Raw genomic sequence first — 16,985 nt, forward strand, 5'->3', positions numbered from 1 at the left:
GGATCACCTTGTTTGCTGAAGCAATGTATTATACAGCGCTTCGTATTCCTGAACAATTTTATTTGAGTGAAAATGTGTTCTTGCATGCTGAAAGGCATTTTGGGAATATTGCCGGAAGAGTTCTTCGTCTGTCAGAAGCCTTATTGCATATTGGCTGGCATTCTTTACATCTTTTACATCGACGATAAAACCGGTTTCCCCGTGTTCAATCACCTCGGGTATTCCGCCTGTGTTCGTGCCTATACAAGGCACTTCACAAGCCATCGCTTCCAATAATACCAGCCCGAAGCTTTCTTTTTCCGACATTAACAGCTTTAAATCGGCAATGGATAGAAGATCGCCAATATTTTTCTGTTTTCCCAAAAACAGCACATCATCTGTTAACTCCAACTCCTTTACAAGCTGGAGCATGGAGCTGTATTCCGGTCCATCACCAACGAGCAGAAGCTTGCATCGGATTTCTTTACGTATCTTATGAAAAGTATGAATGACATCCTGTACCCGTTTTACTTTGCGGAAGTTGGATATATGAATAATCACCTTTTCATCACGATGAATGCCGTATTGTTCCTTGATATAAGGCAAATTCTTTTTAAAATATACTTTTTCATTTACAAAATTATAAATAACATCGATGTCCTTTTTAATTTCCAGCATATCCTTCGTCTGCTGCACTAAATCATGGGACACAGCCGTCACGGCATCAGACTTCTCTATGCCGTGCTGGATCATTTTTTTAAAAGTATGATCAATACCAAGTACGGTTATATCCGTACCATGCAGGGTTGTTATAATTTTGACATCGTGTTGAGCAATATCTTTAGCTAAAATGGCACAGATTGCATGCGGCATGGCGTAATGAACATGGAGGATATCCAGTTTTTCCTGGTCAATTACTTCTGCCATTTTCGTTGCCAGCGCCAAATCATATGGCGGATATTGAAAGACTGGATAATGGTTAAGCTCCACCTCATGGTAATAGATATTTGGATACACCCGGTTTAATCTAAAGGGCAAACCGGAAGTAATAAAATGAATTTCATGCCCTTTTTCTGCCAAAAGCATTCCCAATTCCGTTGCAACCACACCAGAACCGCCTACTGTGGGATAACACGTAATACCAATTTTCATTTATGCATTACCCTTTTGTTTTTTTACTGTTTTTCTCCAGTCGAAAGCCCCATGTTCCATGCCGTGTATAAAAATTTCCGCTGCTGCCAGATTGGTTGCCAAAGGAATTTTATGTACATCGCATATTCTCATTAAAGCACTCACGTCAGGTTCATGCGGCTGGGCTGTCAGCGGATCTCTGATGAAAATAACCATATCCATTTCATTTCCGGCAATCATGGCGCCAATTTGCTGATCTCCGCCCAGCGGACCTGATTGAAACCGTTGAATGGATAACCCGGTCTCCTCCGTGATCATTTTACCTGTAGTGCCTGTAGCAAATAGCTGATGCTCTTTTAAAATATGTTTATAAGCGATGCTGAAATTAATTATTTCCTGTTTCTTCTTATCATGGGCAATAAGTGCAATATTCATCTAATCATCCCTATAATATATTTTCCAGTCCGTAAACAAGCTTTTCCAGTTCCATTACCTGCTTTACACTGACTTTTATACCTTCCATAAACGAATCCCTGTTAATGGAATCATGTTTGATTGTTAGTGTTTGTCCTTTTCCGCCGAAGATAACTTCCTGGTGTGCGACTAACCCGGGCATGCGGACACTGTGTATTTTCATGCCATCCACATCTGCCCCGCGAGCGCCTTCCAAAACTTCCTGTTCATTTACATGTCCTTGTTTTTTGGATGTTCTTGTCTCTTTCATCAGTTCTGCTGTTTTCACCGCTGTCCCGGAAGGTGCGTCAAGCTTTTGATCATGATGCTTTTCAATAATATCCACATCCGGAAAATAGGCTGCAGCCATTTTGGAAAATTTCATCATCAATACAGCACCAATTGCAAAATTCGGAGCAATGATGGCACCGAGCTTTTTCTCTTCACATAGAAAAGTTAAATCTTTGATCTGATCATCGGTGAATCCTGTAGTTCCCACAACGGGACGGATATTATGCAATATAGCTGCTTTCGTATTTCTGTAGCCTGAATCGGGCACTGTTAAATCAATAAATACATCTGCTTCATTTTCCCGGAAACATGCTTCCGGGTCTTCATACACCGGAACGGCCAGATCCGGCATGCCATCTATATCCTTCAGCTCCACCCCGTCATGTTTTCTGTCAATGCACACTGTAAGGGTAAAGGCATCTTTATTTTCCAGTAACATGTTAATTGCCTGGGATCCCATTCTTCCTCTCGGACCCGCCAAAATCACATTTATGCTCATTGCTATTCCTCCAAGCTGCTGTCTTTTTTCGTCCACCTGTCTTTGTCTCTGGACTCAAATTTTTTCATCGTGCTGTCAAAAGCCTCGGACATATCAATATCAAGAGAATTGGCGATACAGGAAATCACAAAAAGAATGTCTCCCAGTTCTTCCTCCACCGTCTTTTCTTTTTCGTCCGGCTTCTTTGGTTTTTCACCGTAATAGTGATTTACTTCCCGTGCCAGCTCACCGGCTTCCTCAGTAAGCCTGGCCATTAAACTTAATGGGGAAAAATATCCTTCTTTAAATTGGGAAATATAACGGTCAACACGCTCCTGTATTTCCCCTGTAGTGAAATTTGAGCTGCTAATTGGAATCTCCCCCTTTTAAACTTCCATCTTTCTTAATGGTAGCGAACGGGCACAATTTTGACAAATTATTTAGCCCAAAGTAAAAATTTTATTGTTCTTAGAGGGAAAATTATCTATAATGAAGAATGTTATTTTAGTAAAGGAGGCTGCAACTAATGCTGTTTGGATTGAAATTTAAAAATATCGTTTTTATTTTATTAGGTTCAGCTATTTTCTCGTTTGGCCTGGTTCACTTCAATATGCAGCATAATCTTGGTGAAGGCGGATTTACAGGCATTACGCTCCTGCTCTTCTTCTTATGGGGCTGGGATCCCGCTGTTACCAATATCTTATTAAATGTTCCTTTGTTTTTTATCGGCTGGCAATTTCTTGGACGGAATACATTCCTGTATACCATAATTGGAACTTTTGCAGTTTCCTTGTTTTTATCCGTTTTTCAAACCTATCAATTTAATGTGGGACTGCAGGAAGATATGACATTGGTAGCCCTTTTCGCAGGTGTATTTATCGGCGTCGGTCTTGGTATTATTTTTCGTTATGGCGGAACTACCGGCGGGGTCGACATTATCGCCAGACTAGTCAACAAATATGCCGGATGGAGTATGGGCCGTACCATGTTTATCTTTGATTTTATGGTCATTGCCCTCTCCGTATTTGTCATTCTGGAACTTGATCAGGGGATGTATACGCTTGTTGCCGTATATATCGGTGCCAGGGTTATCGATTTTATACAGGAAGGTGCCTATACAGCAAGGGGGGCAACAATTATATCAGAGAAATATGAAGATATATCTGCTAAAATTCTAAGGGATATGGACCGGGGTGTAACCATACTTGACGGCAGAGGCAGTTTTTCGGGGGAGAAACGCAATGTATTGTATTGCGTGGTAGCAAGAAATGAAATAGTACGGCTGAAAAATATCATTAATGATATAGATCCCAATGCTTTTGTTGCTGTGGGCACGGTGCATGATGTCGCCGGTGAAGGCTTTACTTTGGATGAAAATAAAAATCCGCTGGAAAGATAATAATCGGTACAAGTGGGACTTCCGTTCAAAATCCCTTTGGTCGATTTCTCAGTGGTGTCTGCTTTACCGGTGGCGGCTGGCAAGCCTCCATGTTGTGCTCGCCGTCCGAAACGATCCAGAACGGCAGGAAATGCTAAAACAAAAGGAAACCAAGTCAGTTGCAGTTTACTTCAACCGGCGTATAAAAAAGCTGCATTCATTTAGAAGCCCATAAAAAAACTTCCCCACTTCAAATTCCGGGGGAAGTTTTTCGTTATTCTCTGCTGGCCGCGTATATTAAAATAAAACGCACTAATTCCATGACAGCCACAAGAGCAGCTGCTACATAAGTCATAGCTGCGGCATTTAATACTTTCTTTGTTTCTCTTTCCTCGTTATTCCGGATAACACCCGCTGATACAAGCTGCCCCATGGCTCTGTTTGAAGCATCGAATTCGACTGGCAGTGTGATTAATTGGAACAGCACAGCTGCCGACATGAAGATAATACCAAGCAGGAGCATATTTGTCATTCCGAAGAAAATACCGGCTAGAATGAAAAAGAAGGAAATATTTGATCCGAAGTTGGCAACTGGCACCAAAGCACTTCTGAATTTTAAAAAGGCGTATTCCTGTTCATCCTGGATAGCATGTCCCACCTCGTGGGCAGCAACAGCGGAGGATGCCATGGATCGGCCATGAAAGATCCCTTTTGAAAGTCTTATCACTTTTTTTCTTGGATCATAATGGTCCGTTAACTGACCTTTGACTTCTTCAATTTGCACGTCATACAGCCCGTTATCATCTAGAATTTTTCTCGCAACCTGCGCTCCGGTCATTTGGGATGAGGTAGATTTTTTGGAATATTTACTGTAGGCCGATTTTACTTTTGATTGTGCCCACAATGGAATAATCATTAGTAGGGCAATGTAAATCAAATAGCCTCCTAAACCGCCAAGCACATTGCATACCTCCTGTTAAAATAATTTATTTCTTAAGGTCAATTTTAGTCAAAAATCGATGTCTAGTCAATTGATTTGTTTTTTCTTGCCTTCTTTTTTTCTTCCCCTTTATATTTTCTCCAACTTACATAGGATAATGTAATTGCGATGCATCCGCCAACAATGCCTACTGTCCAGATAAATGGAACAAGGTCAAAGTTTTTTTTAGTTGTTTCCGGGCTATTTGCAGCAGCACTTACCTCCAAAATAAAAAAAAAGGCTGTAAATAGGAGGATAAATATAATAATAGACATGAGGGAGCATACCTGTTTTTTTCGCAAAGACGATCACCCCGAATTCTTTTTCTAATACCTACTATATGATTCGGGGTGATATTATATAACATTATACTTGATGTCTGTTTGAACCAACTGTCATTTTATAAGCGATAAATATGGAAAGTATGCTGAGCCAGAATGTAAAATAGCCAATTTCATTCATATAGTCATTCAAACTGGAGTACACGGGCATCATGCCAAAAACATAATCAATGACATCATTATGCAATGTCCAAACAGCTGCTACAATGAGATGCCTCATTTTAATTTTATACCAGGGGGCATAAAGGAGTCCCTGTATAGCCATGGCGCCATGGGAAGCAATCAGCATATACCCTGTCCAATCGAGTGAACCTTCAACAACTAATGTCAGCAGGTTCATGACAACAGCCCAAATGCCGTATTTAAATAAAGTAACCAGCCCTAAAGCTTCTATGTAAGGAACATTCCTGCCAAAAATAAAAAACAGCAGAAAAATGGTAAAAAACAAACTAGCTGTTGGGCTGTCGGGTACAAACGGAATAAATATTGGCGGTGTGGCGGATAACTGGCTTTCATACCACATATAACCATAAATGGTTCCAAGCAGGTTAATGATAAATAATAAAATAAGAAACCGTTTATCAAGTAAAATATATTTAATCATGGTCTGTATTCCCTTCTCTAAAAACATGTATAACTGCATTATAATAAATTAAACCTTAAAAAAACACCCTTGCCGTGAATTTGGCAAAGGTGTTTTCTGCATTTCATTTCTTTTCATTTAATTAGCTTCTTCATTAACCGTCAGAATAAAATCAACTAATTGATCCAATTCTTCATCTGTTCCAGAGAATTGATCCGGCGGCATCGTCCCAATACCGTTAACAGCAATATCTGCAATTTCATCGGCACCATATTCAATACCAGTTAATGCAGGTCCTGCTGCTCCGCCTTCCAGATTACCTCCATGACAAGACAAACAGCTATTTTCATAAACCGCATAACCTTCATGTGATGTATCAATTTCAACCTGCTCATCCGGATGCACCGGCTTATTGGCTTCCGCCCTGCTCTCCCAATCAACAGCAGCTGCGGAAGTGTATGTTAACCAGATAACAGAAACCATTGCAAGCAGCATCATCCCAACTGCAATTGGCCGCTGAGGCGGTCTTCTGCCTGGACCATTATCCAGAAACGGAGCAAGAAACATGGCACCAAATGCAATTCCGGGCAATACGAGAATACCCATGATGACCCAGTCACCACTTGCAAATTCATACTTCAACAGTTCATACAAGAACAGGAAATACCAATCTGGCAAAGGTATATAAGCTGCATCAGTTGGATCGGCAACCCCCTCCAATGGTGAAGGATGTGCTAATGTCAAGCAGAGAAATCCAACTAAGAATACAGCACCTACCAACCATTCCTTTAATAAAAAGTTGGGCCAAAAAGCTTCTGTTCTTCCCGGGTATTCAGAATAATCCTTGGACTTATTCGGTTTTCTTTCTACTGAAATTCGGGAGTCCCCGACAAACTTCATTCCTTTTCCCTTTTTCACAGCTTTTCCCTCCTTTTTATAATGGTCCGGAAATTCCTTGTCTGCGTATTAGAATAAAGTGTACTGCCAGCAGGGCAAACAGCGCCGCAGGCAGGAAGAATACATGAATGGCGAAGAACCTTGTCAGTGTCTGTGCGCCAACAATATTTGGATCACCGGCAAGCAGTGTTTTTAACTCTTCACCTATGAACGGCACTTGCTGCGCAATCTCCAGTCCAACCTGAGTTGCAAAGAAGGCTTTGTTATCCCATGGAAGTAAATAACCGGTGAAACCTAAACCAAGAATAACAAAGAAAAGCAGCACACCAACCATCCAGTTAAGTTCACGCGGTTTTTTATATGCACCCTGGAAAAACACACGCAACGTATGTAACAACAGCATTACAACTACTACACTAGCTCCCCAGTGGTGCATACCGCGAACGATTTGTCCATGGGCAACTTCTGTCTGCAGGTAGTGTACAGACCTCCATGCATTTTCAATATCCGGTACATAGTACATCGTTAAAAACATTCCGGAAAGAATTTGGATGACAACGACGAAAAATGTTAACCCGCCAAAACAGTATACAAAAGCTGAAAAGTGATGCGCTGGGTTTACATGTTCCGGTACCTCATGATCGGCAATATCCCGCCAGATCGGCGTAATATCTACGCGGTCGTCAATCCAGTCATAAATTTTCTGCAGCATAAATAATTACGCCTCCCCTCGTGATTTTGCTTGGCCAAGAAATAACATACCATCTCTTACTTCGTGTTCATAGACATCAAGTGGTGCCAGCGGTGGTGTTCCTGGAACGTTCGTTCCGTCTTTATAATAGCGGCCATCATGACATGGGCAGAAAAACTCATTTGGATGATCGTCACTGCCTTCCCATGATACAAAGCACCCTAAATGTGTACATATTGGGGAAAAGGCTTGAATATCTCCATTTTCATCCGTAAAAACCCATGCAGTTTGGTTCACTTCAGATTCATGCCAGCCATCCACCTGTTCAACATTCCAGTCTACCCGCTGCGGTTCATCGGTTATATCATCAACAGATAAGCCAACGTTTACCATATCCCCCGCTCCGGATTCCTGCAATACAGGGTCTACAGCCATCCTAAGCATAGGAATTAGCATACCTGCTGCCATAAAACCGCCTACACCGGTAAGCGTATAATTTAAAAATTGTCTTCGGGTTACTTGCTGCTTCTTTTCACTCATGATTTTCCCCCCTCTTTTACAATAATCACGGACAAATAATCGTATATTTTATTACTAGGACATAACCATGATAGCGTAAACTGCTTGTCTGGTCAATCAATATCACAAACGTTAACAAAAAGTTTCCAAATCCATAATTAGGTTACATTATGTTATCATTACCAATAGGATCTGATTAATTCACCAATTTGTTCAACTTGATCTTTTATGACGGTGTGCATTTCTGCAGAGTGCAAATCTCCTGACTTTACGCCGGGCAGCCAAAGCAGTGTGCCGTCAAGTTTCCCTTCCCTTTTTTTCCATCCCGAATCAAAAGTCAGAAAAAAGACATGTTTAAATGGCTGTTTCTTAATTTCCTCAGTCCAGCCTCGAAGGATCGTACTTTCATCATCTAAATCGGAAGACTTTATATAATAGTAATTCGGGATTAACATCACCCTGCCGGTTAATTCTTTTTCAATCTCATTTGTCAGGATGGACAGCACTTCGCTTTGAAAGGCATTTTTTTCTATATTTTGTTCATCCGTAAATTGAAAGGGTATTAAAGGAATAATAACCGTATCGATATATTCCTTTGCCTGTACATACTGGTTAAGGTCTTCTTTTTTCCATTTCATACTGATTATCATGCCTCGCTTTTTTATGTAATCGCAGCAGGTAATTCATCCATTACAGTAAATCTTATCTTATTTCGGCAAAAAAAATCAACCTATTGCTCTTGCAATTTAGGTTGAAAATCATTTTGTGCCTCCAGCTTTTTTAAGTCTGAGGTTAAACAAAGGAATGTATCGTAATCCCTTTTGTCCAAAGCTGCATCAATCCCTTTTAAAAGCGCTTTTCTTTTATTTTCAAATAAGGTTTTTTCCAACAGCTGCTTTGCCTGTTTTTTATCTTTTTCGGTGATAAAGTATTCGTCAGGCAAGAAAGGATTTTCTTCCAGAACAGCCACATAAAATGGACTTTGATATGATTTATTAAAATTAAGCTGTAAATAAAGCGGTTCATGCTGGTTTAATCTGATATCATGAAACGATTTTTCGGCATCCGTTGTCACTAATTGATTTTTATAAAAACGAAAGGGTGTCTCAGTTGAGCAATGACTTGTCATGATAATACCGCGCGGACAAAACTTAGCTTCTCGTACGAAGTGGACGTTAGCCAATATTTCCTGATGGTTAACTAAGTAATTTAAAATCCATACGCTTTCCCTCTTTTTTAATTGGTAATGATTAAGAAACCATTTAATAAAACTTTTTTTGTCTTTTACGGTCACGGATGACTGCATTCATGATCCCCCCTTTATTATAGTTCTTATCCTTATTGCATCAAGCGTTGTAAAAATGCTATTGTATCCGTATCATCCGGCTCTAATTGGATGTAGGACTTAAAAACGGAAATGGCTTCCTCCATCCTCCCTTCCTCTGTCAGAAAATAACCATACTCCTTCAGGAATTCGCTGTCCGTTTTAAGGGTATTATATGCTTCCTTATAGTGGTTTAATGCATTATTATATGATTCTGTTTCATTATAGGCCCGTGCCAATTCCCATTCATATAATGCATCCTCTGCCCCTGTATCTTTAATTTCTACAAGGAGGTCAATAATTCCTTCAAAATTATCTTTATTTTTTAACAGGCTGATTAAAAACAAAATAGCTTCCTTGTAATCCGGATCGATGGCTATTGCTTCTCTCATACGTTTTTCACTTTCTTCTTCATTATTCATTTTTTGGGCCATCACCCCCGCCTGGAAGTACAGCTCCTTATTAAATTCATCCACCTTCAGCCCTTTATTGGCTGTTTCATACGCTTCCTTCAGCATTCCTTCTTCTTCATATGCTTTTGTAAGCTGATAGTATGCCGTATGATAATAGCTGTCTAATTCAATCACCTTTTCCCAGGCATTAATGGCGATATCGTTGCGGTTTGCCTGACTGGCAGTGAGCCCGTACTTAAACAGGAGTTCGGGCTCTTCACTTTCCAGTTCTCCATAAAACACCAGTGCTTTTTCATACTCCCCTGCAGCTGCATAGGCTTCTGCAAGTCTTTCATCGAGGGAAACATGATTAATTTCATCCATTTCCGGCCTTACTTTTTCGTAGTAAGTAATGGCCTTGTTGTAATCTCCTGTTGAAAACAAGAGTTCGCCAAGCGCAAAATCGATAACTACTTCATTCGGATCTATTTGTTTTGCCGTTAACAATTTTTGCTGTGCTACTTCAAAGAGTCCCTGGGACTGATAAAGATCTGCAAGCTGAATCAATGCTGCCGTAAATTCCGGATCTTCTTCATCCACTTCGTTTAATAACTTTATTGCTTCTTCGTCTTTTTCAAGTTCCGTGTATAAATCAGCCAATATTACTTTTAGTTCGCTTTCCTGAGGATAGGATTGAAGCAATGTTTCTAAAATATCTATTGCTTCCTGTACTAATCCCCACTGTATATATATTTCAGCGATAGTATACTTTTCATCTTCATTTGCTTCCGGCAAATAATTTTCCAGGACATTCATTGCTTTTTCAGCCTGATTGCTTTCCATTAAACGGATTGCTTTCATAATCGTATTCATTTCAAGCTTCCTCTCTTCATAATACAACAATCATAACGAAATATTATTTACACATCAAACAGAAAAGATTTGTTGCTTATGTAATAAAGGCCGGATGCTGTGATGTACCTAGTGCGAATTTTTCCTTTTAGAGGTTACTTCCGAACTGCCGGCACTTATCTAGAACTATTCATAAGTTGCATAGTTATTATTTTCGCATTTTACTTCAACGGAGAGAATAAATCGGCAACACTTCTCCGGTAAGCAGCTTGACTAAAAAGAGAAACGGCAGAGGCAAAGTGGGATTTGAGCAAAAAAAGCTCCAGCAATATAACTGCAACACTGGCACAAGTTCGGACTTCTCTGCAACCCCCTTTGGTCATTGTAGAGTGTCTTCTTTGTCCCGGGCAAAGTAAATTACTGGAGATAACAAGGTGTATATTCTGTTTTTTTAAAACCATTTTTAATTTTTATCTCAGTTTTCCTTCATCAGTTCATTACAGAATTCAGGTCTCTAAAGAAATCCGGATAGGAAGTGTTGATAGGAGATGCATCCTCAAGCACTGTTTCATCCTTCGCAATCAGGGAAGCAATCGCAGCCATCATCGCTATCCTGTGGTCGTTATACGGCGGAATAATGCCTCCTTTTAATGGTGTTTTTCCGTGAATAACCATACCGTCCGCTGTTGCTTCCAGATTTGCGCCCATGCTGGTTAAAACATCCACCACTGCTTGAATCCTGTCTGTTTCCTTTACCCGAAGTTCCTCGGCATCCCGGATGATGGTCGTACCCTCTGCCTGGGTGGCAATCAGGGCAATAATAGGAATTTCGTCAATTAACCGTGGAATCATTTCCCCTTCAATGGTTATACCTTGAAGTTCTGTGTGGGTAATTTGCAAATCACCGGTCCATTCACCGCCTGTTTCCTCTTCGCTGAGTATCTCCAGCCCGGTTCCCATTTCATCAAGAACATCTAATATTCCGGTCCTTGTTTTATTTAATCCCGTATTTTTAAGTACCAGCCTGCTGCCGGGAACGATGGCTGCTGCTGCAAGAAAGAATGCGGCAGAGGAAATATCCCCCGGAACAAAAACAGGTGATGCAGTTAATTTATTTTTATTTGTAATCGTTGTTGTATTATTTTCCGTATGTATATCCGCTCCAAAAGCTTTGAGCATTTTTTCGGAATGGTTCCGGGTTAACGTGTCTTCCGTTATCTTTGTAGTCCCTTCTGCCAGCAGTCCGGCCAATAAAAGGCATGATTTTACCTGGGCGCTTTTCACCGGCAGTTTATAATCAATTCCCTTTAGGACTGATCCTCTAATCGAGATGGGCAAAAGGTTCCCATAATCCCTTCCATCAATCTTTGCTCCCATTTTTTTCAATGGATCCACGACACGGTTCATCGGTCTTTTTGTTAGGGAATCATCTCCATGAATGGATGTGAAAAAAGGCAAGCCGGCCAATAGTCCCAGCATAAGGCGTGTTGTGGTGCCTGAATTCCCAAAATATAAAGGATGTAAAGGTTCCTCCAGCGCCTCTATGCCTTTTCCTTCTATGACCAAAACATCCCTTGAATTTTTAATTGCTACACCCATTTCCTGAAAAGCCTTTACTGTACGCATGATGTCTTCGCTGTTTAAAAAATGTTTTACCTCTGTCCGCCCTTCTGAGATTGCCCCTAATATAACAGCGCGATGGGAAATGGATTTGTCGCCCGGAACATGGATCGTGCCGGTCAATTTGCGGTTTGCCGGTTTTAATGTTTGTCTTTTCAAAACAGTACACCCCCTGCTTTATTTCTGAATCATTGTTTCATAGCCGTGTTCCCGGAGAACACTATTACTTTTATTTTGCTTTTCCCTGGAAGAAAAACTCAGGCGCAGCGCCCCGGTGATCCCTTCCCGAATTTCCAGAATTTGAATATTATTAATGCTGATTTCATGCTTAGCCAGTAATTGTGTGACAGAAGCCAGCGACCCGGTCTGGTCCCGGATATCCACATATAAATCATAAAATGCAGGTATAGCTCCTTTTTCTTCTGTCCCCAATCCATCCCGGTACGTTTTGGCATTTTCCAGATAATTGATCATATCCTTTTTTTCATCATTATCCACCAGCTTTTTTAAGAATTGCATCTCATCAATCCATTCCCCTAAAAGCCTGGACATTTTATAGCGATTATGATAGAAAATATCCTGCCACATTTCCGGGTTGCTGGACGCTATTCTGGTAATATCCCGAAATCCTCCGGCAGCCAAATTGGGCAGAAAAGAATGAGACCTGCCCCATTTCCTTGCCTGATGGACAAGGGAAGATGCAATTAAATGCGGAAAATGGGAAACCACTCCGGTCATCACGTCATGTTCATCAGGGTTTAACTGTACAAATTTACTCCTGCTGTTTTTCAATACATCTTTTAAGGCATCTACTTTTTCCTGTTCGATGCCGGCTGATGGCGTCAAGACATAAATGGCATTTTCAAATAAATGAGCTTTTGCCGCAGTGATGCCCTTTTTATGCGAGCCTGCCATTGGATGTCCGCCTATAAAGGTAATTTGCCGATTGGAAAATTTTTCTGCTTTTTCTATAATAATCTGCTTTACAGAAGATGTATCAGTTACAATCACCTCTTTGGGAAATATAATGCCGTTCAGCTGATCCATCAGCTGGATCGTTTCGGATATAGGGGCTGCAAGCAGGATAAAATCAGCTTTTTTTGCCGAATCGGCAAAATCGGCTGCCGCTTCATGAATAATGTTATTCTCTTTGGCAAACGTCAAAGTTTTATGATTGACATCAAAGCCGATAATGTAATTCTTCGAGGAAAGCATCATTCCTTTTGCCAATGATCCTCCTATCAGTCCTAATCCTGCTATAAGTATCGTCCGTTTCACAGTTAAATCTCCTTCAAATGATTTTGGTGAAAGGCGAGTAAAATATCTTTAAGCTCGCCCATGTCTTTTTCTTTCCCAATTGTTACTCTGATCGTATTTGGGATGCCCAGCAATTCTCCGGGTCTGACAATAAACCCTCTTGCCAATAAATATTCAAACACTTCCATCCCGCTTACCGGCGTGGAAACGAGTAAAAAATTTGTTTGCGATGGGAAGTAGCTCCATCCTATTTTATCTAAAAATGATTCAAATTCCCGTTTGACTTCTTTATTTTTCTGCTTGATATTTTTAATAAAGCCCTGGTCTTCCAGTGCAATGATTGCTGCTTTTTGTGCAATGGAAGTGGTGTTAAACGGTCCCCTGACCACATCTATCTTTTTAAGTATATCCGGGTTTGAAATCCCATACCCGATACGAAGACCCGCCAGCCCGTAAGCCTTGGAAAAGGTCCGCAGTATGATTAAATTATTGAAGGAAGACAGCCAGCCAATTGATTCCGGGTCTTCATCCATAAATTCGTAATATGCTTCATCCAATACAACCAAAACATGGTCCGGACATTCGTTTAAGAAGGATTGAAGCGCATCTTTTGGAATAACAGTACCTGATGGGTTATTGGGCGAGCACAGCCATGCTACTTTTGTATCCCCGTCTATTTCCCTGAGCATTTGGTCCAGATTATGCTCCCCTTTTCGAAGGGGTACTTCTTTTACTGCTGCACCTTCAATAAGTGCATTATGCTTGTATTGGGGGAAGGTCGGCGCCGCCATGACCGTATTCGTTCCCGGGTATAAAAAGGCACGGCAGATCATTTGGACAATTTCTTCGGATCCGCTGCCGAAAATAAGCTGGGTTTCATCTAATTTTAATTTATTTGCCAGGTTTATGCGCAATTCCTTCGTATAGCCGTCGGGATACACATTTAAATCATGTAAGCCCGATTGGAAAAATGCACCCACTTCCGGGGAAAAGCCATATGGATTTTCATTAGAGGCGAGCTTCACTATACGCTCCAATCCATATGTTTCTTTAATCTCCTGCATTTGTTTTCCCTGCTGATACGGTGTCAGTTTGCTTAATATTGCTTTTCCCTCCATCACTTACTCACCTCTTTTCTTTATTAAATCAGGTCTCAGCTTCACTGCATTGTTATGAAATACATGATGAATCTCCTGCTGTTCTTTTTCCGTGTTGACAACCATCATAATCCGTATGCAATATGGCAGCGCACCAGGTACATCCATTTCGGACATGCACATGACAGGTACATACGTAAATCCTGGCAATTTCCTTAGCGCTTTGGCTGGAAACACGGCATTTAAGTCTTTTGTAGCCGAAATAAATACATGTGAAATGCTTTCAGGCTCGATCTCATTTTTAGAAATCATCTCTTCTAATACTTTTCTCGTTTCCTCTATAATCTGATTCTCTTCATTTCTATTTACTGTTGTTGCTCCTCGCACTCCACGCGTCATTATACTATCAGCCTTTCTTTAAATGATTGCAGATAATGTTTTATTTCGGAATCACTGAATGTTTTTATTGCCGGCTTTCCGATTCCTTTTAATAATACCATTTGTATTTTATGGTTCACCGCTTTTTTATCGGTTTTCATTTTAGCAATTAATGTATCCATCCGGTTCACATAGCTTTGGTCCATAGGATACCTGTTTTTCTCCAGCCATTCGTAAAGGGCATGATATGGCAGCTGAACGTTATAGGTTTGTTCGCTTACGTGAAGGGCGAATAATAAACCAATGGCAACAGCTTCTCCGTGGGCCAGTGTTCCGTATCCCAGTTCAGCTTCCAGCGCATGTGCAAGTGTATGCCCCAGATTCAAATACTTCCGCATTCCGGACTCCCGTTCGTCAGCTTCTACAATGTCAGCCTTTATTTTTACTCCCTGCAGTAAATGTGCTGTTAATTGTTCAGGTCTTACATGGTATATATCGGTATCCATCAGCTTTTCAAAGAAGCTTTGCTTATTGATCAGTGCCTCCTTTACCAGTTCAGCATATCCTGAACGTACTTCTTTATCTGTTAATGAGGACAGGGTATCGACATCGTATATTACAGCTTTAGGCGGATAAAAGCTTCCGATTAAATTTTTCCCGATTTCATGGTTGATGGCAACTTTTCCGCCGACACTGCTGTCATGGGCCAGTATAGTAGTCGGCATCTGAATATAATCTATCCCCCGCATATATGTAGCGGCTGCAAAACCGGCCAGATCACCTACTACCCCGCCGCCAAGGGCGATGATTAAGGAATTTCTGTCAAGGCCATGGGTTAATGCATCTGTCTGCAGTTGGTAATAGGCTTCAAAGCTTTTTGACTGTTCACCTGATGGAACAACCGATTGATATACTTTATCCGCAGGAAAATTGGATAAACAGTCATCTAAATATAATGAGGCTACCCGTTCATCGCTCACAATGAAAATAGATGAATATTCCTTTTCCAAAAAATCATAAATCCGATAACGAAGCTGCTTGCCAATATAAATCCCGTAGGAGTGGGAACTCGACTGGACTAACAATTTCTCCACTAAAAACACCTGATTTCTTCACGGTAGTCATCCATGGCTTGTTTTAGTTTTGAGAATTGATCACTTGGAAACTGTTCTGTTATGGCTTTAGCCAGTTCAAATGCCACCACATGCTCCATGACAACAGAAGCTGCCGGAACTGCACAGGCATCAGACCTTTCCACCGTGGCTTTAAATGGCTCCTTCGTTTCAATATCAACACTTTGCAGCGGTTTTTTCATGAGGGTGGGGATAGGTTTCATTACACCTTTTACCACCAGCGGCATACCTGTCGTCATTCCGCCTTCAAATCCGCCCAGCCGATTTGATTCACGGTAATAGCCTGTTTCCTCAGACCAGGCAATTTCATCATGAACTTCACTCCCGTTCAGTCTGGCGGCTTCAAATCCAATGCCAAATTCCACACCTTTAAAGGCATTGATGCTGACTACAGCTCCTGCGATCCGGCTGTCCAATTTACGGTCATAATGAACATAGGAGCCCATCCCTGCAGGCATGCCTTCTACAAAAACTTCGACCACCCCGCCTATAGAGTCTCCTTCTTTTTTCGCTTCGTCAATCGCATCTTTCATCGGCTGTTCCACTTCTTTATCCAGCACCCTGACCGAGGAGTCTTCGGCAATACGCTGACGCTCTTTCACGGTGAGGCTGCCGATTTCTTTTGCCCTGATACCGCCTATCTCCTTCACATAGCCGGAAATTTCAATTCCCAAATGTTTTAATAATGTTTTCGCTACTGCGCCGGCAGCAACTCTTGCAGCAGTTTCCCGGGCGGAGGAGCGTTCCAAAACGTTTCTCATATCCCGGTGTCCGTATTTCATCGCCCCATTTAAATCAGCATGGCCGGGACGCGGCCTTGTAACTACCCTTCTTAATTTAGTGTTTTCATCTATCGGTTCTTCTCCCATAATGTCTGTCCAATGTTTAAAGTCGTCATTTTTAATGACTAATGAAACAGGAGAAGCAAGGGTATGTCCATGCCTTACACCACTTGTTATGTCAATGGTATCTTTTTCGATTTGCATACGTTTGCCGCGGCCATGTCCTTTTTGTCTTTGGAATAAAGAATGATTGATATCCTCCTGGAGCAGAGGCATCCCGGCGGGCAAACCTTCAATAATGGTTGTTAATTGTTTTCCGTGTGATTCTCCGGCAGTTAAGTAGCGCAATGAACATTCTCCTTTTTTGAATTTTTTCTAATAACTATATCATACATTACAAAATTTTTGGTGCAAAACATCGAAAAAATAG

The 16,985-nt window shown here is 41.1% G+C and carries 20 protein-coding genes; 1 reads left to right on the top strand and 19 read right to left on the bottom strand.

Annotated elements, in window-relative coordinates:
- Positions 1 to 3: 3 nt before the first annotated feature.
- Genes bshA through GHD25_RS16580 form a run of 4 tightly spaced genes read right to left on the bottom strand, consistent with a single transcriptional unit; the run spans position 4 to position 2,703 of the window.
- On the bottom strand, positions 4 to 1,131 hold the full coding sequence (bshA, locus tag GHD25_RS16565; protein WP_164218913.1) for an N-acetyl-alpha-D-glucosaminyl L-malate synthase BshA: 1,128 nt from the start codon (positions 1,129 to 1,131) through the stop codon (positions 4 to 6).
- Positions 1,132 to 1,545, bottom strand: a complete 414-nt coding sequence (gene mgsA, locus GHD25_RS16570) for a methylglyoxal synthase (RefSeq protein WP_164218915.1) — start codon at positions 1,543 to 1,545, stop codon at positions 1,132 to 1,134.
- 10 nt (positions 1,546 to 1,555) lie between these two features.
- Positions 1,556 to 2,353 carry a 4-hydroxy-tetrahydrodipicolinate reductase gene (dapB, locus tag GHD25_RS16575; protein ID WP_164218917.1) on the bottom strand — a complete coding sequence of 266 codons (798 nt, stop codon included), beginning with the start codon at positions 2,351 to 2,353 and terminating at the stop codon, positions 1,556 to 1,558.
- A gap of 2 nt (positions 2,354 to 2,355) precedes the next feature.
- Positions 2,356 to 2,703, bottom strand: coding sequence for a nucleotide pyrophosphohydrolase (locus tag GHD25_RS16580; RefSeq protein ID WP_240452398.1), 348 nt, complete (start codon positions 2,701 to 2,703; stop codon positions 2,356 to 2,358).
- 155 nt (positions 2,704 to 2,858) lie between these two features.
- On the opposite strand from GHD25_RS16580, the gene GHD25_RS16585 reads away from it, so the two are divergent.
- Positions 2,859 to 3,731 (top strand): YitT family protein, encoded by an 873-nt coding sequence (locus GHD25_RS16585; protein ID WP_164218922.1) that lies wholly within the window; start codon positions 2,859 to 2,861, stop codon positions 3,729 to 3,731.
- Positions 3,732 to 3,984: 253 nt separating this feature from the next.
- Here GHD25_RS16585 and GHD25_RS16590 read toward each other — a convergent pair whose 3' ends face one another.
- The 15 genes from GHD25_RS16590 to aroC form a co-directional block, all read right to left on the bottom strand.
- Positions 3,985 to 4,671: a zinc metallopeptidase gene (locus tag GHD25_RS16590; protein WP_164218924.1), complete on the bottom strand. Its 687-nt coding sequence runs from the start codon at positions 4,669 to 4,671 to the stop codon at positions 3,985 to 3,987.
- Between the two features lie 62 nt (positions 4,672 to 4,733).
- A complete protein-coding gene (locus tag GHD25_RS20445; protein ID WP_462943911.1) occupies positions 4,734 to 4,991 on the bottom strand; it encodes a sporulation protein YpjB in 258 nt (85 codons plus the stop codon).
- Positions 4,992 to 5,055: 64 nt separating this feature from the next.
- Positions 5,056 to 5,634, bottom strand: coding sequence for a lipoprotein heptaprenylglyceryl N-acetyltransferase LhaT (gene lhaT, locus GHD25_RS16600; RefSeq protein ID WP_164218927.1), 579 nt, complete (start codon positions 5,632 to 5,634; stop codon positions 5,056 to 5,058).
- Between the two features lie 117 nt (positions 5,635 to 5,751).
- Positions 5,752 to 6,531: a menaquinol-cytochrome c reductase cytochrome b/c subunit gene (locus tag GHD25_RS16605; RefSeq protein ID WP_164218929.1), complete on the bottom strand. Its 780-nt coding sequence runs from the start codon at positions 6,529 to 6,531 to the stop codon at positions 5,752 to 5,754.
- Between the two features lie 16 nt (positions 6,532 to 6,547).
- Positions 6,548 to 7,222, bottom strand: coding sequence for a menaquinol-cytochrome c reductase cytochrome b subunit (gene qcrB / locus GHD25_RS16610; RefSeq protein WP_164218931.1), 675 nt, complete (start codon positions 7,220 to 7,222; stop codon positions 6,548 to 6,550).
- 6 nt (positions 7,223 to 7,228) lie between these two features.
- Positions 7,229 to 7,741 carry a ubiquinol-cytochrome c reductase iron-sulfur subunit gene (locus tag GHD25_RS16615; RefSeq protein ID WP_164218933.1) on the bottom strand — a complete coding sequence of 171 codons (513 nt, stop codon included), beginning with the start codon at positions 7,739 to 7,741 and terminating at the stop codon, positions 7,229 to 7,231.
- 158 nt (positions 7,742 to 7,899) lie between these two features.
- Positions 7,900 to 8,358, bottom strand: a complete 459-nt coding sequence (locus GHD25_RS16620) for a YpiF family protein (RefSeq protein ID WP_164218935.1) — start codon at positions 8,356 to 8,358, stop codon at positions 7,900 to 7,902.
- A gap of 92 nt (positions 8,359 to 8,450) precedes the next feature.
- Positions 8,451 to 9,026: a ReoY family proteolytic degradation factor gene (locus tag GHD25_RS16625; protein WP_164218937.1), complete on the bottom strand. Its 576-nt coding sequence runs from the start codon at positions 9,024 to 9,026 to the stop codon at positions 8,451 to 8,453.
- 32 nt (positions 9,027 to 9,058) lie between these two features.
- Positions 9,059 to 10,309, bottom strand: a complete 1,251-nt coding sequence (locus tag GHD25_RS16630; protein ID WP_164218939.1) for a tetratricopeptide repeat protein — start codon at positions 10,307 to 10,309, stop codon at positions 9,059 to 9,061.
- Between the two features lie 468 nt (positions 10,310 to 10,777).
- A complete protein-coding gene (gene aroA, locus GHD25_RS16635) occupies positions 10,778 to 12,067 on the bottom strand; it encodes a 3-phosphoshikimate 1-carboxyvinyltransferase (protein WP_164218941.1) in 1,290 nt (429 codons plus the stop codon).
- An 18-nt stretch (positions 12,068 to 12,085) separates the two neighbouring features.
- Positions 12,086 to 13,186: a prephenate dehydrogenase gene (locus GHD25_RS16640; RefSeq protein ID WP_164218943.1), complete on the bottom strand. Its 1,101-nt coding sequence runs from the start codon at positions 13,184 to 13,186 to the stop codon at positions 12,086 to 12,088.
- 2 nt (positions 13,187 to 13,188) lie between these two features.
- The gene (hisC, locus tag GHD25_RS16645; protein WP_164219021.1) at positions 13,189 to 14,283 is read right to left on the bottom strand and encodes a histidinol-phosphate transaminase; all 1,095 of its coding nucleotides are present in this window, start codon (positions 14,281 to 14,283) and stop codon (positions 13,189 to 13,191) included.
- A gap of 3 nt (positions 14,284 to 14,286) precedes the next feature.
- Positions 14,287 to 14,661, bottom strand: a complete 375-nt coding sequence (gene aroH / locus GHD25_RS16650; RefSeq protein WP_164218945.1) for a chorismate mutase — start codon at positions 14,659 to 14,661, stop codon at positions 14,287 to 14,289.
- Positions 14,661 to 15,734: a 3-dehydroquinate synthase gene (gene aroB / locus GHD25_RS16655; RefSeq protein WP_164218947.1), complete on the bottom strand. Its 1,074-nt coding sequence runs from the start codon at positions 15,732 to 15,734 to the stop codon at positions 14,661 to 14,663. The genes aroH and aroB overlap by 1 nt, the downstream gene beginning before the upstream one ends.
- Positions 15,734 to 16,903, bottom strand: a complete 1,170-nt coding sequence (aroC, locus tag GHD25_RS16660) for a chorismate synthase (protein WP_164218949.1) — start codon at positions 16,901 to 16,903, stop codon at positions 15,734 to 15,736. Before aroC ends, aroB begins: the two co-directional genes overlap by 1 nt.
- Positions 16,904 to 16,985 lie beyond the last annotated feature (82 nt).

This window comes from Virgibacillus aidingensis, from assembly GCF_010994035.1.
In the GTDB taxonomy this organism is placed as follows: Bacteria; Bacillota; Bacilli; order Bacillales; family Amphibacillaceae; genus Virgibacillus_N.